Genomic DNA, 23325 nt, shown 5'->3' with positions numbered 1-23325 from the left:
TATGAAGAACCTTAGCAAATTAATAGCAATATTCCTGACTATCGGATCTCTAATCTCCTGCAAAGATTATCTTGTAGAGAAATCCGAAAACAGCTTTACCACAGCCACCCTATTCGAGACGGCAGAAGGCATCAACAAGATGGTCGAATCCCTTTATTCCTACGAAAGACAACTTGGACGTAAAGGGAACTCCAATGGATTTCTAGCCTCTCATTTGTGGGGTGAAAGAACTACGGATCTAAGCATATTCACTACAGGTGATGACGCGAACCTTTCTCGCTTTACTTCCCCTGGTCCTACTTCAAATATCCGCTCGTTAATTTATTCGCCTTATTGGACGCACAGATATTACATCATTGGTCGTACGAATGAAATCATTTACTATGGCGCAAAATTCGGAGATGAAACTAAAAAATCTGTTGCAGAAGCAAAATTCTGGCGTGCTTATAGCTACTATGGTCTATGGTCCAGATTCGGTAAGCTATACCTTAGTACTGAACCCGTTACCAAAGAAAATATGGATGCCCTGAAATACACGCCTGCTGACAGCGCAGCTGTGTTCCAACTTCTCTATACAGACCTAGACGAGGCTATTGAGGGACTTCCTATAGAAGACAGACAAGACGGCAAAATCACCCAAGATGCGGCAAGACACTTAAAAGCATTAGTTGCTGCCTGGTCGAAAAACTGGACCGAAGTGCTTAAACAAGTAGAAGCCATAGAGCAAAATAAAGCGCATTCCCTTTCACCCACAGTGGCTGAGATCTTTGATAGAAAGGACTTTTATAACCTACCGGAAGCCTTATTTTCCCTCAATTATTCCTTGGAAAGAGGAGGTGGCGAGGGTCACCGTCTAGGTACTCAATACATCAATATCATAGCAGAAACAGATTATACCCATAAGTTAGTGAACGGAACCCTAGTTAAATACCATGAAGATAACCTGGGTAGAAGCTGGGGACTTGCCTTTCCTAACAGCTATTTGATGTCTTTGTATCCAGAGAACGACAAACGTATTTCAGCCTACTACAAAACAGACTACACTTACCAAAACCCTAACAAGCTTATAACCATCCCTGTAGCAAAAGAAGTAGTAGATAGCCAAACCGGCCTGACTTATACCACTACTACAAACAAAGGACCTGATCCTGTTAAAGTATCCGTAGGTTCAAGAATTTACGGTAGAGATATCTATGCAGCTACTAATGCAAAAATAGACAGAAGAAACATCTTACCTTCCTCCATCAAGATGTATGACAGATGGGACAAACAGATAGACGCTGACGGTCCTGCCAGCTACAAAGATGTGATGATCTATAGACTCGCCGAAACCTTCCTTTTAGGTGCAGAAGCTGCTTTACAGTTAGGAGATCAAGCCAAAGCCATAAAGTATTTCAATATGACTTGGGTAAGAGCGGGAAATGCTCCATTTAACGGCACCTTGACCTTCGATATGCTTAAAGACGAGCACGCCAGAGAATTAGCCTTCGAAGGCAGAAGATACGAATTCTTAAAAAGAAACGGCATCTGGTATAAGCAGATGAAAAGCTATGCAGGAGATTTCACTAAGTATCCTGCCTCCTCAGTGCCTTATAACAAGGCTACTTACGGTATTTCAGACGGTAGAGACCCCAAGTTCGGGCCTAACCCTAATTACTACATCGACTTCAATGGCTCAGATAATGATGTTCTTGTCAGATTTAACGTTCAGCCTTTCCACGTGAATTGGCCGATACCACAAGATCAAATTGACGCCATGGGAAATTTCCCTCAAAATACCGGATATTAATTAACAGAACCTGCCCTTCGGGGCAGGTTAACAAATGCTTTACACATGAAATTCCAATCCAAATCAGGACTGGCTATCCTTTTTTTTGCCTTATCTCCCCTACTGCTATACGCCCAAAACTACAGTATTAATGAAGGGTGGACCTTTAAAACCGAGGATACTAAAGAACAAAAAGTCTCCTTCCCACACACCTGGAATGCTATGGACGCTCAGGATGAAACCCCCGGCTATTCCAGGACCATTGGCACCTATACTAGGAAACTCTCTACCCCTGCCTCCTATGCCGGGAAAGTGGTATACCTCCAGTTTGAAGGAGCAAATCAGATTACAGAAGTATTCCTAGACGAAAAACGTGTGGGAAAGCATCAGGGCGGTTACACACGTTTCAACTTTGATTTAACCCCTTATCTCCGTCCCGGGCGAACGCAGGAATTGAGAATAGTGGTGGATAACCGCCACCACGTGGATATTGCCCCCTTAAGCGCTGACTTCACTTTCTTTGGAGGAATCTACCGTGATGTCTACTTAGACGTGAGAGAAGACCTGCATATCTCACCTTTGGATTTTGCCAGTTCTGGAGTTTATGTCAAAACGCCAAAAGTATCCACTTCTGAAGCTATTTTGGAAATAAGTACACTTATAAATAACCATAGTTCAGAAAAAAAAGAGATACAGGTATTACATACCTTAAAGGATCCTGATGGGAAAGTGATAACATCGCTCACTTTGAAAGTTGATCCCGAAGCCAATACTTCTAACCAGCGAGTAGAGGGCAAAATCCAAGTTCCTAAACCTCGTCTTTGGACTCCTGGTACCCCCTTTCTCTATACAGTAGAGACAAAAATCCTTGAAAAAGGGCAACTTAGAGATGAATGCACGACAAAAACCGGGTTTAGATGGTTTGAATTTCATGCAGACACAGGCTTTCATCTAAACGGGAAGCCACTAAAGCTGATAGGAACCTCCCGGCACCAAGACTTCAAAGACAAGGGATACGCCTTAGAAGACGCTCACCATATCAGAGACATAGAACTTTTAAAGAATATGGGAGGTAATTTCTTACGGATTGCCCACTATCCTCAAGATCCGCTGATCTTGGAAATGTGTGACAAACTGGGTATATTGGCTTCAGTAGAGATACCCATTGTAAATGCTGTCACGGAAAGTGCTGCCTTTTCCAACCAGTCCATATTTATGGCAGAAGAAATGGTTAAGCAAAACACCAATCATCCTTCCTTGATAGTATGGTCCTATATGAACGAGGTCATGCTCCGCCCTCCCTATAAAAATACAGAAGCAGCTTACGGTCCCTATTGCCAGGAAGTATATAAGCAGGCCAAAGCCATACAGGATAAGATCAAACAGCTGGATCCTTCCCGTCCTACCATGATAGCCTTCCACGGCAACGTAAAGGCTTACGAAGATGCCAACCTATTCACTGTTCCGGATATCATTGGATGGAACCTGTATCAAGGTTGGTACAGCGATAGACCTGAGCAACTCGACACTTTCCTGAAGAAATACAGAGAAAAATACCCTTCCAAGCCCACTATACTCTCTGAGTATGGGGCGGACGTGGACGTTAGAATTCACACCTATTCACCAGAACGCTTTGATTACAGTGTAGAATATGGAGATCTATATCATGAACATTACTTGAAGACCATTCTTAACTCACCTTTCCTGGCAGGAGCAGCCATCTGGAACCTCAATGACTTCTATTCAGAAGTAAGAAAGAACACGATACCTCATGTAAATAGCAAAGGAATCTCAGGACTGGACAGAAAACCTAAAAATACCTATTTCCTCTATCAAGCGCACTTGTTAAAGCAAGCTTTTGTACGTTTTGCATCCAAAGAGTGGCAACAAAGACCAGAGGGTAATCATGAGATAAAAATCTATTCTAATGCAAGCCAGGTCACTTTGTACCTAAACAATAAAAAATGGGGCAAATTAAAAGTCAATGCAGGGATTGCCAAAACCCATTTGAACCTTCCTGCAGGAACTCACACCTTAAGAGCGCATATTTCAGGGGCTGAGGACAGCTTTGAAATCCATACCTTACCTTCTCAAAACTTTAATGAGCTAAATGTGGCACTAGGAAGCAAGAGGTTTTTTTGGGACGAGAACACCAAAACCCTTTGGCAACCGGAGAAAGCCTATGAACCTGGAAGCTACGGTTTCATAGGTGGTCAAGCACTTCGCCCTAAAACCCGCTACGGCGAACTTCCTACAGCAGAAGTAAGAATCAAAGGCACAGATTTGAGCCCCTTGTTTCTCACGCAAAGAATAGGAATTGAAAAATTCAAAGCCGATCTTCCTGCCGGAAAATACGCCGTTTACCTATATTGGGCAGAATTAAACGGCACCGAACCGGCAGATGCAATTGCCTACAATCTAGGCAATGACGCTATCCAGGAACTAGCAGGCAAAAGAAGCTTTAATGTAAAAGCAAATGGAGTGTCCTTCTTGGAAAACTACGAGATCGACAAAGAAGCGGGTATCCAACAAGCAGCCGTTAAGAAATTCAATATAGACGTGAAAGAGAATGGCCTCACCATAGAGTTTATCCCTATTGAAGGCACTACCTTGTTAAACGCAATCAAAATAATCAAAAGGGACTGATATGAAAAAATTACTTGGATTGATCCTTATAGGACATGCCTTATTAGCCCAGGAATCGCTTCGCGTGGAAAGCAAGGCATGGGTTTCTGGGAATCCCAATACTCCTTGGAAATTTTATGACACCCGTAGTATAAAAACCTTAGCTTCATTTTCGCCGAAATCGGAGGAAAAACTCAACAAGTACGGCTCCCTTCCTCATAAAAAAGTGCAGGGTTCCGGCTACTATAGAACAGAAAAGATAGACGGGCGCTGGTGGGTAGTGGATCCGGAAGGCCACCTCAATATCCAAACCGTCCTCAATTCCGTAAGACCCGGAACCTCAGAAAGAAACGAGACCTACTTGAAGTCTCTGTACGGCAATAAGGAAAACTGGTTAAGGGCCACAGCAGACTCCCTAAGTAAATTTGGATTTACAGGAACAGGTTCGTGGAGCGAGGATGTACGTGAGATTAATAAACAAAGAGAAAAGCCATTGAGTTACACCCCGAATCTTAATTTCATGAGCACCTATGGGAAGAAAAGAGGAGGAACTTACCAACTGCCCGGTAACGTAGGATATCCCAATCAAACCATCTTCGCCTTTGACCCTGACTTTGAAGAATTTTGTAAAGAACATGCAAAAAGCTTAAAAGACAGAATCAATGACCCTAACCTTTTTGGTGTTTTCTCTGATAATGAATTGCCTATAGGACTTGGGAATCTGGAAGGATATCTAAAATTAGCAAACGACCAGGATCCTGGTAAGCAAGAGGCACTACGTTGGTTAGCTGCGAGAAGAAAAACCATAGATGAAATCGCAGACGATGACCGGGCCGACTTCGCCGGTCACGTAGCAGAAACCTACTACAGAAAGGTAGCTCAAGCACTGAAAGAGGTGCTACCTCATCACATGTATCTGGGCTCACGCCTGCATGGCGGCGCGAAATTCATCATACCCGTTCTAAAAGCTGCTGGCAAATACTGCGACATAGTTTCTTTCAACTATTATGGCGTTTGGACACCGGAAGAAATCCGTATGGAACAATGGCAATACTACACCGGTAAGCCTTTTATGATTACGGAATTCTATACCAAAGCTATGGACGCCGGGCTGGCAAATACTACAGGAGCAGGTTTTACGGTCCGCACCCAGAAAGATAAGGCACTAGCATATCAGCATTTTACGCTGGCTCTGCTGGAATCCAAAGCCTGCGTGGGTTGGCATTACTTTAAATACCAAGATAATGATCCTACCGCCAAGGGCGTAGATCCGTCTAACATAGATTCTAATAAGGGCATAGTAAATAACGAGTACGTTTATTACAGCGACCTAATGAAAGGCATGAAAGAAATGCACCTGAATCGCTACGCTTTAATAGAATATTTTGACCAAAACCAAGAAGCTAAAGAATGGAAACTGGTGTGGTCAGATGAATTTGACTATAAAGGTCTCCCTGATCCTAAGAAATGGTCCCATGACACCCGCGGTAATAGCTATGGATGGGGAAACAGAGAGCTTCAATGGTATACCATTGCCAAAACGGAGAACACCCTCGTATCTGATGGCACCTTGAAAATCATAGCCAGGAAAGAGGAAACCAAAGGAAAGAACTATTCCTCCGGTAGGTTGATGACAAAATACAAAGGCGACTGGCTGTACGGAAAGATAGAAATAAGAGCTAAGGTGCCTAAGGGCAAAGGAACTTGGCCGGCCATTTGGATGCTTTCTACGGAGAATCATTATGGAACTTGGCCTAAAAGCGGGGAAATAGACATTATGGAGCACGTGGGCGCTAACCCAGATACCGTTTTTAGCACCACTCATACAGAATCCTACAACCACATTTTAAAAACCCAGAAAAAAGGTATAACAGGACTTAGTGGACTAACTGATGATTTCCATACCTACACCTTAGAGTGGGAACAATCAAAATATCAGGTGTATTTTGACGGAAAACTACTGTTCACTTTTGAAAACGAAGGAACTGGTTCTAAGACCTGGCCCTATGACCGTCCTTTCCACTTGATCCTAAATCTGGCCATAGGTGGAGGTTTAGGAGGTCCCGTGGATGATTCCTTATTCCCTCATACCTTTGAAATAGATTACGTTAGAGTGTACCAAAAGAAATGAAAAAACTCATACTATTCCTGTGCCTGAGCATTACTGTTCAGGCACAAAATAATCTCGACCTCTATCTACTTGTAGGCCAATCTAACATGGCCGGAAGGGGAACTTTAGATAACTATCTCCTTCCCTCTGATAGCTTATGGATGCTTGCTAAAGATCTAAGTTGGGTCAGGGCAAAAGAACCCTTCCATTACGACAAAAGTGCAGCTGGTGCAGGATTGGCGGCCAGTTTCGCCAGGATCATTTTGAGCAAAGACAAGCACCCCATAGGCTTAATCCCCGCTGCTGTAGGTGGAACTTCTATCCGCTACTGGCGCTCAGGGGCACAAGATCCCGCCACAGGATTATACCCCTATGATGATGCTATCCGCCGTGCTAAAGTAGCCCTAAAACATGGAAAAATTAAAGCCATACTTTGGCATCAAGGAGAATCAGATACGGAGAGTACAGCATCCTATGTACAAGAATTTATCAGCCTGATGGACAACCTGCATCGCGATCTGGACCTGCCTCTAGGATCTATTCCTGTTATAATAGGTGAGACAGGCGAGTTTGGCGATAGATCAAATAGTAGACAAAGGATCAATGCCGTTATCCGTGAGATTCCTAATCGACTTCCCTTCGTAAAGGTAGTCACCTCAGAAGGATTGACGCATAATGGTGATCTTACCCATTTTGACACCCCTGCCCTACGAGAATTAGGTAAAAGGTATGCTGAGGTTCTACTCCGATTTAGGCAATAACACCTTTTCAAAGGCTTTTCTGGCACTTCCGCGGAAATACACCTCTCCACAATAGGTGTAACCCAACTTTTTCAGGATTCTCAACATAGGCGCATTGTCAAAATTAGTATCCACCTTGATGCTATACACACCCTTATTTAAACTTAAATCTTCTAATGCCTTAAAAAATTGAGTACCTATACCTTTGCCTTTGGCTTCTGGAGCGGCAGCTACCCGATGTACCACTAAATATGGGCCATTTGTTAACCACTTCCCTTCAATCTCCTCGTAGGCCGGCTCTATATCAAAGATTACTGCACCATATGCAAATAGAACGCCTTCCTCCTCCATCACATAGGCATACCCTTTATCGTAATCATTCTGTATGGAAGTGGGATTAGGATATCCGTCTTGCCACTGTTTACTACCGTCTTTCCTCCTTTGCTCAATGGCATATTGTATAATGTTCCAGATCTGTGGCAGTTCACTCTCCAAAGCCTTTCTAAGCTGCATTTGTCTCTATTTTTGGTCTTAAAATTAAAAAAAAAGAGGGTGTCTCATAAAGGCACCCTCGTTTTTATTTTGAAGCCGAGGTTTTTTTAGATTTGGCTTCACATTTTCTCTTTAAAACTTGCGTTATTATCCTGATTTTCATATATTTAGGTATAAAAAATCAAGGGTATGGCATCAAGAAAACCCACTTTTAAGCCTTACGACCAGCAGCAAATGATGCTATTGCCTCCAAGTTTGGAGGAACTGGTTCCCAAGAATCATCCGGTACGGGTGGTCAATGAGGTCATTAATAAAATTAATCTCGCTCCTCTGCATGCTTCGTATAAATTGACCGGTGCCTCCAGTTATCATCCTCAGATGCTGCTTAAAGTGTTGGTTTATGGGTATGTGAGCAATGTATATTCGAGCAGGAAGATAGAGGCAGCCTGTAAAGAGAGTATCTATTTTATGTGGATAAGCGGCATGAGCTATCCTGACCATAACACCATTAACCGTTTCAGAAGTGACCGCCTTCGAGAAAGTCTTCGAAGTGTGTTCGAAGAAGTAGTTAAGCTTTTAGCCCAGGAAGGACTTTTGAGTATTGAAGAGGTTTGTGTTGATGGGACCAAAATAGAGGCCAATGCCAATCGTTACACCTTTGTTTGGAAAAAGGCTATTGCGACCAATAAAGAGAAAATGAAGCAGCAATTGAAAGGCATTTGGGAATATGCTCAAAGTGTTGCCAGCAAAGAGGATAACCTTCCCGATCCCCCTGACTTCACCACCATTACTAGAGAAAAAGTACAGTCTACCGTCGATAAGCTCAATGAGGTTTTGGGCAAGAAAAAAGATATTGACAAGAAGGTGAAAGGCAAACTGAGTTATGCCACCAAACACTTTCCACAGAACATGGGCAAATACGAAGAACAGGAGCAGATTCTTGGAGAGCGTAACAGTTACAGCAAGACGGATGAGGGAGCCACATTTATGAGGTTAAAGGAGGATCACATGAGGAATGGGCAATTGAAGCCGGCTTACAATGTTCAAATTTCCAGCTCCAACCAATTCGTTGTAAATTACACGATTCACCCCAACCCCAACGACACCACCACTCTGGCAGCGCATATAGCTCAGCATGAAGCAAGCTATCAGCAAGCTCCCAAAGTTATCACGGCAGATGCAGGCTACGGTTCTGAGGAAAATTATACCTTACTGGAAGGCAAAAAAGTAAAGGCCTACATCAAATACAATCTCTTTGACCGACAGCAGAACACCAATAACCAGGACCCATTTAGTACCGATAAGCTATTCTACAATGCCCAAGAAGACTGTTTCATCTGTCCGATGGGTCAGCAAATGAATTTCATTGGAGAGAGTAAAAGGAAGACCAGCACAGGTTTTGAACAAACCTCAAGAAAATATCAAGCCCAAAATTGCGGGCATTGTCCACTAAACGGAACTTGTAATAAGATGGAAGGGAATCGGATAGTCCAAGTCAATGAACGACTGGAGCGACAGCGGAAGCAGGCCTATGAACTTCTTAACAGTGAAGAAGGAATAAAAAGGCGAAAGAAAAGGTGTTACGATGTGGAACCCGTCTTTGCAAACATAAAAAGCAATCACGGCTTTAAACGATTTATGCTTCGGGGTAAGCATAAGGTCGAAATTGAGTTCGGCCTATTGGCCATAGCACAAAATATACGAAAAAAGGCCTCCTGAGAGACCTTTTTCAATACTATTTGCAAATTCAACCTCCTGAGGTTGGAATATAAAAAATCAAATAAGAAATCCCAGCCTAAATAAATTGAAAACAAAGAGAACGCCTCATTTAGGTTTTGAGACGCCCTCTTACGCTAAGATCTTATCCGGAGTTATAGGTAGACTCCTCAGTCTTTTTCCTGTGGCATGATAAATGGCATTACTGATGGCTGCAGCAGCACCTATGATTCCTACTTCTCCCAATCCTTTTGCCCCTGAAGGGTTAATGTTCACATCCGGCTTGTTCACAAATTCTATCTCAATGAGCGGAGCATCTGCATTTACCGCAAAGTGATATCCGGCAAAATCGTCACCTATCCATCCTCCAGCTTTAGGGTCAACTACAGCCTCCTCCATGAGCGCCATACCTATTCCACCTACGACTGCCCCTGACATCTGATTGGCTGCAGCCTGGGTATTGACGATCTTCCCACCATCTGCCACACACACGTATTGAAGGATCTTCACCTTACCTGTTTGGGCATGAACTCCCAATTTTACAAAATGGGACGCAGAGGACAAGAAGGCATACTTTCGTCTCTCCTCACCGGGACCAGAACTAGCTTCCACCTCAATGGCTTGATCATTATTTTGGGCAAAGAGTTTCTCGTAGGAAATCTGCTTGTCCCCAAAGACTAAACCAGCTTCACTTAATCTAAGATCTTTTGCCTGAGCTGTACCAAATGAAGCATCTATCTTTTGTGCAAGGGTTAATAAGACCCCTTTCAACTCATTCGCTGCGGCATTCACAGCACCACTGATAGAAGAAAGACCGGTACTTCCTCCTTGGCTCCCAGCTGATGGCAAGCTGGAATGTCCTAGTTCAACTTTGATCTTATGAGTAGGAATCCCAAGAAACTCCTGCGCCATGTTCATCATACCCGTACCCGTTCCGGTACCTATATCCGTCATCGCAGTCTTAACTATCAGGTTTCCTTTGGCGTCCAGACTCATGCCAGCACTGGCATTCCCTCTACCGGCATTCCAGGCTCCTACGGCCATTCCGTAACCTATTTGCCAATCCCCCTCTTTTATTTTGCCCACCTCAGGAGATCTCTTATCCCAATCTATCTTCCTTGCGCCTATCTCAATGCATTCCTTTACATAGTTGGTTGACCATGGCAATCCGTTCTCCGGATGTTTATCCAAAGCCAAGTTTCTATATCTGAATTCAACGGGATCAATTTTCAACTTATACGACAATTCATCCAAAGCAGACTCTATGGCAAAGTCCCCTGTACAGTCGCCCGGCCCTCGCATCCATGTAGGTGTGCTCATGTGCAGAGGAACTATAGATTCCTCTGTTCTCACATTCGGGATATGATAGATTAGGCGAGTGACGCGAGTTATTCCATCACTAAATCTCTCATACTGTGAAGTGGCATTTTGGGCTTGGTGGTGAACTGATACCAGTTTACCCTGAGCATCAGCACTCATCTTCACCTTTTGCCAGGCCGCTGGTCTATATCCGGCTAGAGAGAACATCTGCTGGCGCGTCAGCATCAGTTTTACCGGTCGCTTCACCGCCTTGGCAGCCATGACAGCGGCGAGGGCATTGGACCAAACTCTTAATCCAGAACCAAATCCCCCTCCCACAAACTCTGAGAAGACCTCTATGTTCTGAGGCGGGATATTGAACAATCTACCTATGGTTCTTTGGACATTATTAACCCCTTGGTTCTTGTCGTACAACTTCAAATGGGTATCATCCACCCAATGCGCTATGGTAGCATGCATTTCCATGGGGTGATGCACTTCAGTAGCTATATGATACTCAGCCTCCACACTATGCGCAGCCTCTTTCCACCCCTCTCCCCTATCCTTTCCCGCTGGATTCAAAGCCACCTTTTTTCGAGCTGCATCAAAATCCACCTCATAGGGTAAAACTTCATACTCTGCCTGAATCAAAGACGCAGCATATCTGGCTTCTTCTAAGGTTTCTGCCACCACGAGAGCTATGGGCTGACCTTTGAACTGTATGGTATCTGTATGGAAAACCGGAAGTCCAAATCGGGTTTCCTGGATCAAAGCTTCCGTGGAAAGTCCGTGGACCAAAGGCTTATGCTCGTGCGTAATGATCTCCAGTACGCCTTCAGCCCTTTTAGCTTTCTCGGTATTTATACGTTTAATTTTACCATGGGGAATTGTACTCCCAACCATCACGGAATGCACCACACCTGGCACTGTATATTCTGCTGCATATTTACCTCTACCGGTAACTTTTTCCAAGGCTTCTACTCTGCTCATAAACATTGCTTTAAGGCCGACTGCACGGCGCCGTACAACAATTCACTTTTAAATGCATTTCCTTCCAGAGGTTTGATTTCCTTCTGTATCATGGCTGCAGCCTTCTCGAAGGTTTCTTCGTTGGCTACCTTGCCTACTAAAGCCTTCTCTGCTGAAAACCAGCGCCAAGGCTTATGCGCCACTCCTCCGGAGGCTAGACGGGCATTGACAATCTTCCCATCCTTCAGTTCCAAAGCTGCGGCTACAGAAACCAGTGCGAAGGCATAGGAAGTTCTATCTCTCAGCTTTACGTAAGCGCAGTGCTCTGCAAAATTATTCTTTGGCACTTCCACATAAGTGATAAGGGCTCCTTCTGGAAGATGATTATCCACATGAGGCGTATCTCCGGGCAGTTTATGAAAATCTCTAAAAAGGACCTTACCTTCTTTTCCGGCTTTAGATGTGATGCCTACCTGAGCATCTAAAGCCACTAGAGCTACGCAGAGGTCAGAAGGATGCACTGCTATACAATCATCGCTATAGCCTATCACCGCACTCATTCTTTGCACGCCCTCTTTAGCGCTACATCCAGTACCTTTTTCGCGTTTATTGCACGGGGTACTGAGATCATAGAAATAAGGGCAGCGCGTCCTTTGCAGGAGGTTACCTCCTAAAGTGGCCATGTTTCTGATCTGTGGCGAGGCGCCGGCCAGTATGGCTTTGGAAATCAAGGGGAAATCAGATAGCACCTGGGGATGCACGGAGATGGCACTATTCTTTGCCAAAGCTCCCATCTTCAGACCTTCTGCACTTAAGCTGATATCAGAAGACAGAGCTCCTTGCACATCGATAAGGTGTTCCGGCGTGCTCACGAATTTCTTCATGAGATCCACGAGATTGGTACCACCAGCAATATATTGGGTTTGATGTCCAAAGGACGATAAGGCTCCTTTGATATCTGCGGGTTTCTTATAGGTAAATGGTCTCATGCTTGGGCTACTTTTAGGATGGATTGAACGATACCGTTATAAGCGCCACAGCGACAAAGATTGCCGCTCATGAACTCTTTGATTTCTTCTACGGAGCCGGTTCTACCTTCATTCACGCAGGCCACGGCAGACATGATCTGTCCGGGGGTGCAATAGCCGCATTGGAAACCGTCGCATTCCATGAAGGCCTCTTGCATGGGGTGGAGCTGATCTCCGTTAGCTAGTCCTTCTATAGTAGTGACCTCTGCTTCATGGACGGTGGCGGCTAGGGTAAGGCAACTGAGCACTCGTTCTCCGTTGATATGTACGGTGCAAGCTCCACATTGACCATGATCGCACCCTTTCTTGGTACCCGTGAGGTCTAATTTTTCTCTAAGGAGGTCCAGGAGGGTGGTTCGTGTATCTGCAGGGAGGTTGTAGATCTTCTTATTAATTGAGATTTTGAGAGGGTACATCATTTTGAGCTCCTCTTTATCTACGTAAAAGCCTTTTGCTGTTGACGGTACGGCTGCCCAGGCGGCAAAGGCCATGGACGTCTTCAGGAAGAAGCGCCGTGAATGCGGTTTATCTTTCATAGCGTAACCTAGGAATAAGTTCTCAAAGTAAGAAATAAAAGAAAAAAAGGCAAAAAAAAAGCCTAGGGCTTTTAAAGGAATAATTAATAAATAATAGTTTCGGAACATTAAGTACTAATGAACCTTTGAACGAATTATATGATCCGCGGAGGAAAAAAACTACGGCTTTTTAACTACTAATTAAAATTTAATATCTAATATTTTGGGCACATAAAGTAGTAATGTTCATTTGAACGAATTTTAGGGTCCGTAGAGGAAAAAGCCTACGGCTTTTTAGGTAATAACTAATAATTTCGGATGGTTATCATTTATAAAGTGTCTAACCAAACTCTCTCATTTCAGATACCATATCAAGCCCCTCCTCCATCAACTTCGATCACCCTCCTACTTTTACCAGATACTAAATTTTCTTAGAATAATCATAAAATTATCTAAGAATTATTATAAAAATTCGCTAAACATTTTAGATTTGCAATCATCAGATTTCTTTCTGAAAATCACCGCTTTACGAGCCATTAGGACTCCAAGAGATGCGAGTTAGCAGAAGGAGATAAAAAAGTGTAAGTTGGTTTTAAAATTATCCCTAATGTCTGTTGAAATAACAAAAGGTGTACCCGGTGGGACCGTGTCTATGAAGTTATGAGCTCCTGTATCCTATTGATTGATGATTTTGTCCGGAAAATGCGTCGTTTAGAAGCTTCATTTTGTTTTTAATTTCTTGCAAGGAAATATTCAAAATGAAACTTGGCTTAACATCTAAAATGTGTATCATTTTTCTCCCGGGTATAAACTAGCGTTATGTGAAATTTTGAAATAAAAGAATGCTAAAAAAGTACAACAATATAAAGTCAGAGTATCATAAGATGTAATTCCACCATTACAACATATATCACATAAAAAGTGAAAGAATTAAACTTACTACAGCCCTAAATCATGAAGAATTTACACATCAACATTATCCATAGAAGGAGTTAAAAATGACATTAAATTTCCAAATGATATTGATCCATAATGGAATTATAAGAGCATGAAATGATTTTGTAAAATTTCAAAAAAGTAACATGTAGAATGTCGAGTTATCAAAGTGCAAATCGAATAAAAGAGTTAATCAGTAAATAAACTTAAATACGAAGTACAATCAATTTACTTTTTAACTTTTAATGTACACCTAAACCATGAAAAAAGTTATTTTGATCATCATCTGTATAATAGGTGGATTATATCTCATTGGGACTATATTTATGCTAGTAATTGGAACACTAGTTTTCAATAATATCTTAGATCCATGTAAAAATCCCAAATACTCCGTTGAATATGAGGGCGTATTATACTGTGAAGAAAAAACAGTATCATTAGCTTTTGGAAAAGACACGATTTCCGGAAAAATCTATTACCATCCTTTTGGTATAGAAGGAGATAATATGCGGGTATTTCGATTATTCACAAAAAAAGACACTACAATATTCCCTCTTCCAAATTCACTTGAAGGATATACACAATTGACATGTTATAGTATCAACGTGGGCAAAAAAAGATATCTATGGTTTGAAGATAATTTTGGTTCAGTAGCATTAGATATAGATAATAAAAAATTGGCCAAAGTTAATTCTCCTCTTAAAGAAAAAATAAACATTCTTCCTAATGGTGCTTCTCATGGAGAAAGAGGTATCATCTCAGAAAGGTACTATCGCAAACAATTATCCCTGTCAAAAGATACGAGGGTCCGAATCTTAGATAGCTTACAAATTGATTATTAAACTCTCCATAGCTTGAAATGAAAAAAGAAACAGGTAAGGTCTTCTGCATTTTTGCAATTCTATTTTTAATAGTAATTGCAGTAAATGAATTCAGTAGAATGAGTATAAATGACGAACGTTTTACCATGTATGGATTGAAAGGGATAAACCCTAATCGAGCCATTGCCGACAAGTGCTCATGGGTGTGTCATTTTAAAACCAACCATTGCAGAGAAAACCATGTGAAGTTTTTAAAAAATCATTTCTCCGTAACAGACAAGCTCTACATGGAAGAAATCCACTTACTGGGCAAATTCAAGATCATCAAAAATGACAGCAAATTATTCTCTACGGGGCTGAATCAATTAGGTGTCTCAACGGAATACGCCAATTACGGTCTAGCAAACATCGTATTCCTGGTAATCTTGATCCCGTTTCTCATTTTATACTGCTTAGTCAAAGGTCTCACTATTCAAAAGGAAATCAAGAACTTATGTCGGAAATAATCATCAAGATATTCGGTAGTATATATATCTACCTCACGGATTTTATTATCAACTTAGCCAACATCACTGGAGGCTCTTATTATGAGTTAAATTTTCTATTCTTTTGCGTCCTCTACCCCTTGATTTTTTTAACTTCTATTGTTTATTTTTTGGTACAAAAACTGAGGTTATATAAGGTAAAAAGGAAAGTGAAGAGATGACAAAATCTGAAAAGATGCAATTGTTATATCAAACTTGGTGTAATCTTCTCCTAACTAGCTACACCCAAAACTAAATAATTCCAATTTGATTTTTCAGTGGGCGTCAATCGTCCCAAAGAGGAATGCGGCCTTTCATTGTTGTACATCCATGCCCACGCCTCTGCGTATTTTATTATCTGTGGGAGGTTGTCAAACCTATAGCCGTCCAGTACCTCCTGCCTGAATATCCTGTTAAACCGCTCGATCAAACTGTTGTGTGTCGGCTTTCCAGGCTGGATAAATTCCCATTGTTTGCCGTTTTTCTTACACCATTCGCGGATAGCTTCGGCGACAAATTCCGGTCCGTTGTCAGACCTAATTTTCTCGGGCTTGTGTAACCAATTCATTTTTACTTCCCAAAACAGGGAATACATATTGTTCTTCAACTTCAAAATGAGGCTTTAAATAACTAATCCAAAACCAATCCTAATATTTTTTTATTCTTTCAGGTTCGATATTCAGTTTGAAACCTTGCCTAATTTTCCAGCAGAGCAATAAGCCGTGATGGTGGTCACGGCTCAATGGTTTAAGGGCTTCGTTTCTTTTAATAGGATTAGGCATTCTTTAATTGCTTTTCAAGCTCAATAGCTTTTGGAAACAAAATGTTGTTCTCTAAGTGGATGTGTAAATGCAAATCGGCTTCAAATTCTTTAAGCAAGGCAAAAGTTACTCTATATGTATTACAAGCATCTTCGGGTGGAGTATAGTTATTGCTCAGGGTTTCTATTTTCCTGAAGCGTTCACCTTCGGTAGTGTGCTCGTGCATCATCATTTGAATGGGATTTTCTACCGTGCCAAAATGGGGAGCTTCTAGTTTAGTGTTTTCCTGTTTCGCCTTTGCCATTTTGCGAACAAATGGAAACAAAATCAATTCTTCTTTTTTCATATGTGCTGCTAATTCGCCAGCAGTTGCATTAAAGTGTTCATTAATTTCAAACAACTCAGGATGGCGGTCTCCGTGCACACGGCAAATTTTGTCCAAATAAGGTGTTATTTCCCGTGTTTTTTCTTCTACATAGCGGTGATGTTTTTTCTCAATGTAGTCTGCCATAAGGTCAATAGGCCAGGACTGATAGTCAATGGTGTTTTCTGATGTTGCTTTACTTACTTCGTTTAAATCTGATACGACTGAAGAAGCGTCAATTTCTTTCGACTCGCACGCATCTTGTATGGTTCTATTGCCTTGACAACAAAAGTCAATGCCATATTTTTTAAAAACCGAGGCTGCACGATAATCTTGTGCCACCAATTCACCAATAATGTTATTTTCTTGAATGTTCATTTTATATTGTTTTATATGTTATTGTTTATTTTCCCAATTCGTTATTACATCATTGTTCCACAACGTGGGGAAGAATTTTCGTTGTTGAAACTTTGTATGCAAATATTTTTTCCAATCGTTGCCACCAGTTGCGGCTTTGTTTTTATTTTTTAGGTCAAGGTAGTGTTGAGCAGTTTCAAGGTGTACCAGTGGCCAAACTACGTTGTACAAGTGATCAAACTCTTTTAGTTTAGCTCTAAGCGTATCTGAACAATTTGGCATATTCAATACTTTATCTTCTAAGGTAGAACCTTGGGTCTTATTAGCCATAGCAATTAATCGGTCTAAATATTTTTCTTCAAACTGTAGAAGTGTGAGTGACTTTTTGCCTTCTTCGTTGACTAGATTTTCAAGTCTAGTACAATAGATTTCAATCCATCGAAAAGTAACGGATTGAAAACCGCTAGCAGGAGTCAATGTACTACGGAAGGTATTGTAGTAGTCATAGTTCATTCCGTATTTCATTTCATCAAACGAGCCAATGGGCATATTTGTGTATCGATTCAATTGTTCCAATTTCTCCAACCAAACACTTTCTTCATAAGGGTCATAGACCAATTGTTTGATTTCGCGCACTATCATTTTGAGGAACAGTTTCTTTACCTGATGGTACATCATAAAGATTTCTACGTCTTTATTATTAGTTCTTGGTTTTTTGAAGTGAAAGAAGTGTATCTACTTCTACATAATCCCAGTAATTAATGGGTTTGGCGCGAAGCAAACCTTTTAGATACGTTTCGGGATTTTCATCAAATTGATTATTTTTTCATCGCTCATGTTGGTGTGTTTTTAAAAAGTGTTAAACCAAAAAATGTTAGACTCGCTACTTTAACTAGTTCTATGCCTACATAATAAAAATGCAGATTGGAAGGAGGTACAATTTGACCTTGTATATATAATTCTGCTCGTGCATCCAGTGCAGGTAGGAGCCAAAATGTTTGTATAAATAAAAGCGTTAGAGGTATTGCAAAAGCTAGGTTTTTCCATTTCAGAATATCTGAATAATTCCAAAAAATATTGATGATGACAGCCAGAGCAAACACCAATTCAACTTTATTGAGGGCATTAAAAACCAATCTGCCAATGCCCAAGCCTAAAGGCACAGTAATGCCAGGAGCACGAAACTTCAACCAGGCTTCCATAAAACTGATAGCACAGATAAACCCTATCCAAACGAAAGTGGAAATAAGAGCTATGGGCATTTTTACTACTGTCATAGCAATGGGATTGAAGGATTATTTTTGTAATACTCTATTTTTGAATGAAACATTTCTGCCATACGTTGCCCTTGCCATTTCATACGTTCTGCTTTTTCTCCTGCAAAGTTTTCATCAACAGTTTCGTAAAACAATTTTAACCATTGATTGAAATGTTCAATGCCAACAGGAAGTTTGGCGTGTGGTAAAAACGGACTACCGTAGTAGGTGTGTTCATCCAACAAAACCGTTTGCCAAAAACGGTACATTTTTTCTAAATGTGCTGGCCAACGGTCTTGAATAACATCATTGAAAACATCTTTCAATTGTTTATCATTACGAACTTTATCGTAGAAACAATCCACTACCAATTTTACATCATCAAGATTTATTATGTCAATCATTTCTAAATTCATTTTCTGTTTTCCAATAATTATTAGCTGCTGCAATGGTTTGAAACTCTATGGCAACTACATTGGCAGAGGCAATGAGTTGTGCAGTATCATTGGCATAATCGTTTCGTAGCTTATTTCGGTATCTGTTTGTATGGCCGCAATAGATTTTCTTGCCATTTTTATAGCTAGTTCTCGACCTTCTTGGGGCGAGTTTGTGATTAAGGTTTCTAACCAAATTTCCTTATTTTCCATTTTTAATTGTTCTTTGTTGAATTATAAACTAAAATTTGTGATGGTATAAAAAGCTGCCCAACCCAAAAAAGCAACAAGCAAGATCCAAAGCCAACTCGGGATACTCTGCGGGGTTTCACTTCCTTCAATGAAAAATTTCTTTTGATTTCCTTTGTCATAAGCATTAATCATGAGCGGAATAACTCCATCAACAACGCCATTATCACTCAATCCTTCTACCGAAATAGCTGGACCATTTTTGACAATAAATTTTATTTTTCGAATACCTTCTCTGCCTGTGGGAGATTTGCTAATGAGTTTTAAGGTATGCTCTCCATCCGTTAATTTGCTTGTGTCCAAATCAAATTGTACAGGTGGAACCAACTCCGCAATGGGTTGTTGTTCATCATCCAAAAAAAGTTTGATTTTGCTTTTATATTCTTCCATCTTATTTAATTTCTTAAGATTGATTGTTTGATATGGTCATTGTTTTTCTCACCGGGTTTTATCAGATATTTTATTGAGTAAATCAAGGTCAAAACCGTGATAAGCGAAATAATGGCAATGATTACCCAATCCCAATTACTTTGCGGTCCTACTCCGTGGGTTAACCCTTGTGTTATTTTAGGTTGTTGCTTTTCGCACACAGGGCAAGCGATAGCAATTTGAGCTATAAAAATGACAAGTACAGATATGAGATATTTTACTTTCATCTTGTTATTTGTTCGATGTTAATTTTATAAAATCCATTATTTTTTTCACTTCTTCAGGAGTTACCGTTTTGGCATTATTGCCCCAACTGGTTTTTTCGTGATTAATAATGGCTGTAACTTCTTCTGGAGTTAAGTTATTATCCAAGCCAACTGCATTCATCACAGCATATTCTGGTCTGGCATCATAACCAAGCATTATAATATTGACAAATAATTCAAGGTCATCACCCAAAACTATCGGGCTTCCTTTTAAAGGAGGGAATGCACCTTTTAGTCCTTCGCCATTGGCTTGATGGCAACTCATACAATTGTTTGTGTACAATAATTTTCCGTCAGGAAGTTTGGTGCTATTTTCGTTTATCACCACTGGCATTTCTTTTTTCTTGTACAAAAATTCCATTGGTGTTTTTCCGTCAGGCAAAGGTGTTTGTTTAAGGCTTTGCAGATATGCTACTAAATGGAGTGCTTCTTGCGTGGCAATAATTTTTCCATTAATACCTTTTCTATACGCATCAGGAACTACTACTTCAACATCTTTTTCGCCTAACTCATTTTTCACTTCAAATAGCCAAGGGTAGGCTGGCATTATTGATTTTTCTACTACGGCTCTGGGCTGAAAGAGATGTAATAAGTTCCAAGCTAAACTTGGTTGTCTTGAACCGATATTGGTCAAATCCGGACCGGTTCTTTCTGTTCCCATTAATGTAGCGGTATTTGTCCAAAAATCTGTTCTCGAAATGCCAGCATAATCGGCTGGTATTCCGGGTCTGTTGCCCCAAATATTATCCATCTCCACATTTCTCACCTGCTGTGTATGGCAAGCCACACATCCGTTGGCAATAAAAACTTTTTTACCGAGATAGGCTTCTTGACTCAATGGCTCATATCCGGGCAAAGGAGAATTATTTTCCTGATTATTTATGGCAGGCATTATGGCAACAATAATTGTTAGCCCAACAAATAGCCCCAGTGCCGTTCTGAACAGTTTTTTATGATTGTCGAAAAAATCCATTTCGTATATATTAATTTGTTACTTCTTGATTGTCCAGTGCAACCTTTGCATTTAGAATGTCTTTGGGGGAGCTTGGTATTTCTATTTCTTCTTTCTTTTTTACCATAACATAAAAATTGTAGGCAAACAAAATGTGAGAAAGCCACATCAAAGAGCCACCAATGGCACGCCATAACCAATAGGGAGCCATCAATTCTACACTTTCAATAAATGATTTAGTACCTTCCATCCACATCAGCCCCCTTAGTGTTGAACCATACATTAAAGGGAATGTATAGAACAGCAATCCAATTAATGCCAACCAAAAATGAGCACCTACCGTAATTTGAGGCGGTTCATTTCCGGTCAATCTTGGCACAACGGTATATATGAAGCCCCAAAGCATAAAACAGATGATACCATACATTGTAAGGTGCGAATGGGCTACGGTAAAATCGGTAAAGTGCCATATTAAATTGGTAAACTTGAAGGCTTCGGCAGTTCCTTGTAATGAGCCTGTAAAGTAGAAGATAATACCAATCAAATAAAACGGTAAGGTATAGCTACCTGAAAGTTTATGCCAAGAACCTTTAAAAGTCATTAAAAAGTTTGTAGTACCTGCAACAACAGGTATTACCATTCCTGCACTACCAACAATGGCAACAGTCTGCAACCACCAAGGTATTGCACTAAAAATAAAATGATGCGTTCCTATTAAAGTATAAAACAGGATTTGAATCCAAAACGCCAATATTCCTAAACTATATGAATAAATGGGCTTGTTTAATTGTTGAGGAAGGAAGTAATACATCAATCCAAGATTGAAAAGCATAAACCACATACCCACACCTTGGTGCATATAGTAACCTTGTATAATTGTTTCGCCTAAGCCATTTTGCCAACTTGGCCAATACGCAATTACGGCAATCACCAGTAGAAACATCATTGCGGAAATAATGTACCAATTGGAAACATAAATTTCTTTGGTTGTTCTTTTGGCTATGGTTTTATAAAAATTTCGTAGTGAAATGATAACTGCAATACCAAACAACGCCATTACTGGCCAAATGTATTCTCGGTATTCACCGCCACCATTGTTGATGCCTGCCATTAAAAACAAACTTCCAAGAATAACCGAAGCATTTACGAGAATGAGGGTTCTATAGCCTGTTTTAATACTTGCAATTGGCACATTGCTCACTCTTGGTATGACATAATAAGCTAAGCCCAACATTGCCAATGAAGCCCAACCCCAAAATACGGCATTGGTATGTACAGGTCGTAATCTGCCAAAGCTTAACCAACTGTAATGGTCAACATCAGGAGCAACAAATTTGATTCCAACATATTCGCCAACCGTAGTGCCGAACAATAACCAAAAAGTGGCACAACCCAAATACCATAGAATAAGTTTGGTTAAATCGGGTTCAATGTAAGGTCTTGCTTGACTTTTTTTCTTTTGCTCAATAAATCGCAATGAACTCGCTTCCCTCACATTATCAATCAAACCTTTTGCATCAATAGGTGTTGTATCGCCTGCTAATTCATTATTAGAAAGAGAAAATTCAAGTTGCTTTTTTCGAAGCTCTAATTTTTGAACTTCTTCGGGACTTAAGTTCTTGATATATTCATTGAATTTTTCGAGTTCTTTTTTCTTTAAGAAATTCTTGAGAACTTTCTTTGCTTTAATGATTACCAATATTGACGCAACAATTATAGGTATTGCTATCAGTAATAGTGTGATGATGATGCCCGATTCGCTGAATAAATTTTTTGGTTCCATTTTTTATATGTATTGGATAAATTTGTCCACTATTTGTTCAAATTTTTTTACCGCTTTAAAAATGTTAAGCCCTTCTCAAAATCAGTTGCTAAGGTTTTTACAGTTGTAGTTTCAAGCATTTTTTTAAGTTCTTCTCTGATTAATTTAAATTGATTATGCACAGGACAAGGTTTGTTTTCATTGCATTTTTTTAAACCTAAACCACATCCAGTATAAACCGCATCACCATCAATAGCATAAACAATAGAACACAATTTTACTTTTTCCAATTCTGTTTTATCCATTGAAAAACCACCCGTAGGCCCTTTGTCTGACTTGATAATACTATTCTTAGAAAGTTTTTGAAGAATTTTTGAAGTATAAGCTGTTGGAGATTCAATTGCCTTGGCAACATCTTTTAGGCTGACCTTACGATCAACAAGCGATTGTTGAGCTATATATATTGCAGCTCTAATGCCGTACTCACAAGCCTTTGAAAACATATTTTTCTTTTTATCGATGCAAAGATAACTACCTTTCTTAAATAGTGGACATTTTAGTCCAATATTTTTTCAACAATAGAGAATAATTATAGACAGAGGTATGGAAAATTGGCTCTTTTGCAAAACCTTGGTATCCGCCCGACCAAGTGCATATTGCTTATTCTGAATAGGAGGCGGATCTATGTGTCATGAGCACAGAAGAAAAAAGAGAGAGGATGCTTTCGCTGGTTGAGGATTGGAAAGTGAGTGGATTGACCCAAAAAGCATTTGGCCTATTGTAAGGGATCAACGTTTCGACCTTGCGTTCTGGGTCTTCAAGTCCAAGGAACAGGAAGCCGGTAGCAGAGGTTTTATGCCCTCCGGATCAGCTGTGAAAGGGGAACAAATAGAGATTATCTATCCTACGGGGGTGAGGCTGAAAGTACCGCGCGATTTTTCTCTGATATCGC

At 40.6% G+C, this 23325-nt stretch carries 21 protein-coding genes and 1 pseudogene; 7 read left to right on the top strand and 15 right to left on the bottom strand.

The features are described 5' to 3' along the window. Window position 1: 1 nt before the first annotated feature. From LBYS_RS01750 to LBYS_RS01730, 4 genes are read left to right on the top strand one after another with little or no spacing between them, the layout of a single operon-like run. Entirely contained in the window at window positions 2-1789 is a 1788-nt protein-coding gene (locus LBYS_RS01750) for a RagB/SusD family nutrient uptake outer membrane protein (protein WP_013407186.1), read from the top strand. A gap of 45 nt (window positions 1790-1834) precedes the next feature. After that, entirely contained in the window at window positions 1835-4414 is a 2580-nt protein-coding gene (locus tag LBYS_RS01745) for a glycoside hydrolase family 2 TIM barrel-domain containing protein (RefSeq protein WP_013407185.1), read from the top strand. A gap of 1 nt (window position 4415) precedes the next feature. Next, entirely contained in the window at window positions 4416-6524 is a 2109-nt protein-coding gene (locus tag LBYS_RS19520; RefSeq protein WP_013407184.1) for a glycoside hydrolase family 16 protein, read from the top strand. After that, window positions 6521-7264, top strand: a complete 744-nt coding sequence (locus LBYS_RS01730) for a sialate O-acetylesterase (protein ID WP_013407183.1) — start codon at window positions 6521-6523, stop codon at window positions 7262-7264. Before LBYS_RS19520 ends, LBYS_RS01730 begins: the two co-directional genes overlap by 4 nt. Here LBYS_RS01730 and LBYS_RS01725 read toward each other — a convergent pair. Beyond that, complete coding sequence (locus LBYS_RS01725; protein ID WP_013407182.1) at window positions 7244-7756, bottom strand: GNAT family N-acetyltransferase; 513 nt, start codon at window positions 7754-7756, stop codon at window positions 7244-7246. The two genes, LBYS_RS01730 and LBYS_RS01725, sit on opposite strands and share 21 nt — an antisense overlap. A 168-nt stretch (window positions 7757-7924) precedes the next feature. Between LBYS_RS01725 and LBYS_RS01720 the strand changes: the two genes are divergently transcribed. Continuing rightward, window positions 7925-9454, top strand: a complete 1530-nt coding sequence (locus LBYS_RS01720) for an IS1182 family transposase (protein WP_013407181.1) — start codon at window positions 7925-7927, stop codon at window positions 9452-9454. 129 nt (window positions 9455-9583) lie between these two features. On the opposite strand, the gene LBYS_RS01715 is transcribed toward LBYS_RS01720, so the two are convergent. From LBYS_RS01715 to LBYS_RS01705, 3 genes are read right to left on the bottom strand one after another with little or no spacing between them, the layout of a single operon-like run. Beyond that, window positions 9584-11740: a xanthine dehydrogenase family protein molybdopterin-binding subunit gene (locus LBYS_RS01715; protein WP_013407180.1), complete on the bottom strand. Its 2157-nt coding sequence runs from the start codon at window positions 11738-11740 to the stop codon at window positions 9584-9586. Continuing rightward, window positions 11737-12708 carry an FAD binding domain-containing protein gene (locus tag LBYS_RS01710; RefSeq protein ID WP_013407179.1) on the bottom strand — a complete coding sequence of 324 codons (972 nt, stop codon included), beginning with the start codon at window positions 12706-12708 and terminating at the stop codon, window positions 11737-11739. The genes LBYS_RS01715 and LBYS_RS01710 overlap by 4 nt, the downstream gene beginning before the upstream one ends. Next, window positions 12705-13238: a (2Fe-2S)-binding protein gene (locus LBYS_RS01705; RefSeq protein WP_229310443.1), complete on the bottom strand. Its 534-nt coding sequence runs from the start codon at window positions 13236-13238 to the stop codon at window positions 12705-12707. The genes LBYS_RS01710 and LBYS_RS01705 overlap by 4 nt, the downstream gene beginning before the upstream one ends. 1220 nt (window positions 13239-14458) lie before the next feature. On the opposite strand from LBYS_RS01705, the gene LBYS_RS01700 reads away from it, so the two are divergent. After that, entirely contained in the window at window positions 14459-15040 is a 582-nt protein-coding gene (locus tag LBYS_RS01700) for a hypothetical protein (protein WP_013407177.1), read from the top strand. A 17-nt stretch (window positions 15041-15057) separates the two neighbouring features. Continuing rightward, window positions 15058-15525 (top strand): hypothetical protein, encoded by a 468-nt coding sequence (locus tag LBYS_RS01695; RefSeq protein WP_013407176.1) that lies wholly within the window; start codon window positions 15058-15060, stop codon window positions 15523-15525. Window positions 15526-15775: 250 nt separating this feature from the next. On the opposite strand, the gene LBYS_RS01690 is transcribed toward LBYS_RS01695, so the two are convergent. The 11 genes and pseudogenes from LBYS_RS01690 to LBYS_RS01640 form a co-directional block, all read right to left on the bottom strand. Further along, window positions 15776-16156, bottom strand: coding sequence for an integrase core domain-containing protein (locus LBYS_RS01690; protein WP_148225743.1), 381 nt, complete (start codon window positions 16154-16156; stop codon window positions 15776-15778). Window positions 16157-16317: 161 nt separating this feature from the next. Further along, the gene (gene ric, locus LBYS_RS01685) at window positions 16318-17046 is read right to left on the bottom strand and encodes an iron-sulfur cluster repair di-iron protein (protein ID WP_013407174.1); all 729 of its coding nucleotides are present in this window, start codon (window positions 17044-17046) and stop codon (window positions 16318-16320) included. Window positions 17047-17064: 18 nt separating this feature from the next. Continuing rightward, window positions 17065-17667, bottom strand: a complete 603-nt coding sequence (locus LBYS_RS01680) for a tryptophan 2,3-dioxygenase (RefSeq protein ID WP_229310442.1) — start codon at window positions 17665-17667, stop codon at window positions 17065-17067. 191 nt (window positions 17668-17858) lie between these two features. Then, complete coding sequence (locus LBYS_RS01675) at window positions 17859-18302, bottom strand: hypothetical protein (protein ID WP_013407173.1); 444 nt, start codon at window positions 18300-18302, stop codon at window positions 17859-17861. After that, window positions 18299-18697 carry a group III truncated hemoglobin gene (locus tag LBYS_RS01670; RefSeq protein WP_148225742.1) on the bottom strand — a complete coding sequence of 133 codons (399 nt, stop codon included), beginning with the start codon at window positions 18695-18697 and terminating at the stop codon, window positions 18299-18301. Before LBYS_RS01670 ends, LBYS_RS01675 begins: the two co-directional genes overlap by 4 nt. Beyond that, window positions 18678-18928: pseudogene (locus LBYS_RS01665) on the bottom strand (hexameric tyrosine-coordinated heme protein). The gene LBYS_RS01670 and the pseudogene LBYS_RS01665 overlap by 20 nt, the downstream one beginning before the upstream one ends. A 21-nt stretch (window positions 18929-18949) precedes the next feature. Beyond that, a complete protein-coding gene (locus tag LBYS_RS01660; RefSeq protein ID WP_013407170.1) occupies window positions 18950-19354 on the bottom strand; it encodes a hypothetical protein in 405 nt (134 codons plus the stop codon). 5 nt (window positions 19355-19359) lie between these two features. Further along, window positions 19360-19620 carry a hypothetical protein gene (locus LBYS_RS01655; protein ID WP_013407169.1) on the bottom strand — a complete coding sequence of 87 codons (261 nt, stop codon included), beginning with the start codon at window positions 19618-19620 and terminating at the stop codon, window positions 19360-19362. 4 nt (window positions 19621-19624) lie between these two features. Next, window positions 19625-20632 (bottom strand): cbb3-type cytochrome c oxidase subunit II, encoded by a 1008-nt coding sequence (locus LBYS_RS01650; RefSeq protein WP_013407168.1) that lies wholly within the window; start codon window positions 20630-20632, stop codon window positions 19625-19627. A 10-nt stretch (window positions 20633-20642) separates the two neighbouring features. Further along, entirely contained in the window at window positions 20643-22394 is a 1752-nt protein-coding gene (locus LBYS_RS01645) for a cbb3-type cytochrome c oxidase subunit I (RefSeq protein ID WP_013407167.1), read from the bottom strand. Between the two features lie 47 nt (window positions 22395-22441). After that, entirely contained in the window at window positions 22442-22876 is a 435-nt protein-coding gene (locus LBYS_RS01640) for an RrF2 family transcriptional regulator (protein ID WP_013407166.1), read from the bottom strand. Window positions 22877-23325 lie beyond the last annotated feature (449 nt).

The sequence above is a fragment of the Leadbetterella byssophila DSM 17132 genome, assembly GCF_000166395.1.
GTDB classification, from domain to species: domain Bacteria; phylum Bacteroidota; class Bacteroidia; order Cytophagales; family Spirosomataceae; genus Leadbetterella; species Leadbetterella byssophila.
This window is presented reverse-complemented; position numbering and strand designations above follow the sequence as displayed.

What these genes read in the sequence shown, in the direction of transcription:
- LBYS_RS01720 (WP_013407181.1), top strand. Translation starts at nt 7,925, where the DNA reads ATGGCATCAAGAAAACCCACTTTTAAGCCTTACGACCAGCAGCAAATG.
- LBYS_RS01640 (WP_013407166.1), bottom strand. Translation starts at nt 22,876, where the DNA reads ATGTTTTCAAAGGCTTGTGAGTACGGCATTAGAGCTGCAATATATATA.
- LBYS_RS01680 (WP_229310442.1), bottom strand. Translation starts at nt 17,667, where the DNA reads ATGATAGTGCGCGAAATCAAACAATTGGTCTATGACCCTTATGAAGAA.
- LBYS_RS01745 (WP_013407185.1), top strand. Translation starts at nt 1,835, where the DNA reads ATGAAATTCCAATCCAAATCAGGACTGGCTATCCTTTTTTTTGCCTTA.
- LBYS_RS01695 (WP_013407176.1), top strand. Translation starts at nt 15,058, where the DNA reads ATGAAAAAAGAAACAGGTAAGGTCTTCTGCATTTTTGCAATTCTATTT.
- LBYS_RS01650 (WP_013407168.1), bottom strand. Translation starts at nt 20,632, where the DNA reads ATGGATTTTTTCGACAATCATAAAAAACTGTTCAGAACGGCACTGGGG.
- LBYS_RS01715 (WP_013407180.1), bottom strand. Translation starts at nt 11,740, where the DNA reads ATGAGCAGAGTAGAAGCCTTGGAAAAAGTTACCGGTAGAGGTAAATAT.
- LBYS_RS01710 (WP_013407179.1), bottom strand. Translation starts at nt 12,708, where the DNA reads ATGAGACCATTTACCTATAAGAAACCCGCAGATATCAAAGGAGCCTTA.
- LBYS_RS01705 (WP_229310443.1), bottom strand. Translation starts at nt 13,238, where the DNA reads ATGGCCTTTGCCGCCTGGGCAGCCGTACCGTCAACAGCAAAAGGCTTT.
- LBYS_RS01670 (WP_148225742.1), bottom strand. Translation starts at nt 18,697, where the DNA reads ATGAATTTAGAAATGATTGACATAATAAATCTTGATGATGTAAAATTG.
- LBYS_RS01725 (WP_013407182.1), bottom strand. Translation starts at nt 7,756, where the DNA reads ATGCAGCTTAGAAAGGCTTTGGAGAGTGAACTGCCACAGATCTGGAAC.
- LBYS_RS19520 (WP_013407184.1), top strand. Translation starts at nt 4,416, where the DNA reads ATGAAAAAATTACTTGGATTGATCCTTATAGGACATGCCTTATTAGCC.
- LBYS_RS01750 (WP_013407186.1), top strand. Translation starts at nt 2, where the DNA reads ATGAAGAACCTTAGCAAATTAATAGCAATATTCCTGACTATCGGATCT.
- LBYS_RS01700 (WP_013407177.1), top strand. Translation starts at nt 14,459, where the DNA reads ATGAAAAAAGTTATTTTGATCATCATCTGTATAATAGGTGGATTATAT.
- LBYS_RS01660 (WP_013407170.1), bottom strand. Translation starts at nt 19,354, where the DNA reads ATGGAAGAATATAAAAGCAAAATCAAACTTTTTTTGGATGATGAACAA.
- LBYS_RS01645 (WP_013407167.1), bottom strand. Translation starts at nt 22,394, where the DNA reads ATGGAACCAAAAAATTTATTCAGCGAATCGGGCATCATCATCACACTA.
- LBYS_RS01730 (WP_013407183.1), top strand. Translation starts at nt 6,521, where the DNA reads ATGAAAAAACTCATACTATTCCTGTGCCTGAGCATTACTGTTCAGGCA.
- ric (WP_013407174.1), bottom strand. Translation starts at nt 17,046, where the DNA reads ATGAACATTCAAGAAAATAACATTATTGGTGAATTGGTGGCACAAGAT.
- LBYS_RS01675 (WP_013407173.1), bottom strand. Translation starts at nt 18,302, where the DNA reads ATGACAGTAGTAAAAATGCCCATAGCTCTTATTTCCACTTTCGTTTGG.
- LBYS_RS01655 (WP_013407169.1), bottom strand. Translation starts at nt 19,620, where the DNA reads ATGAAAGTAAAATATCTCATATCTGTACTTGTCATTTTTATAGCTCAA.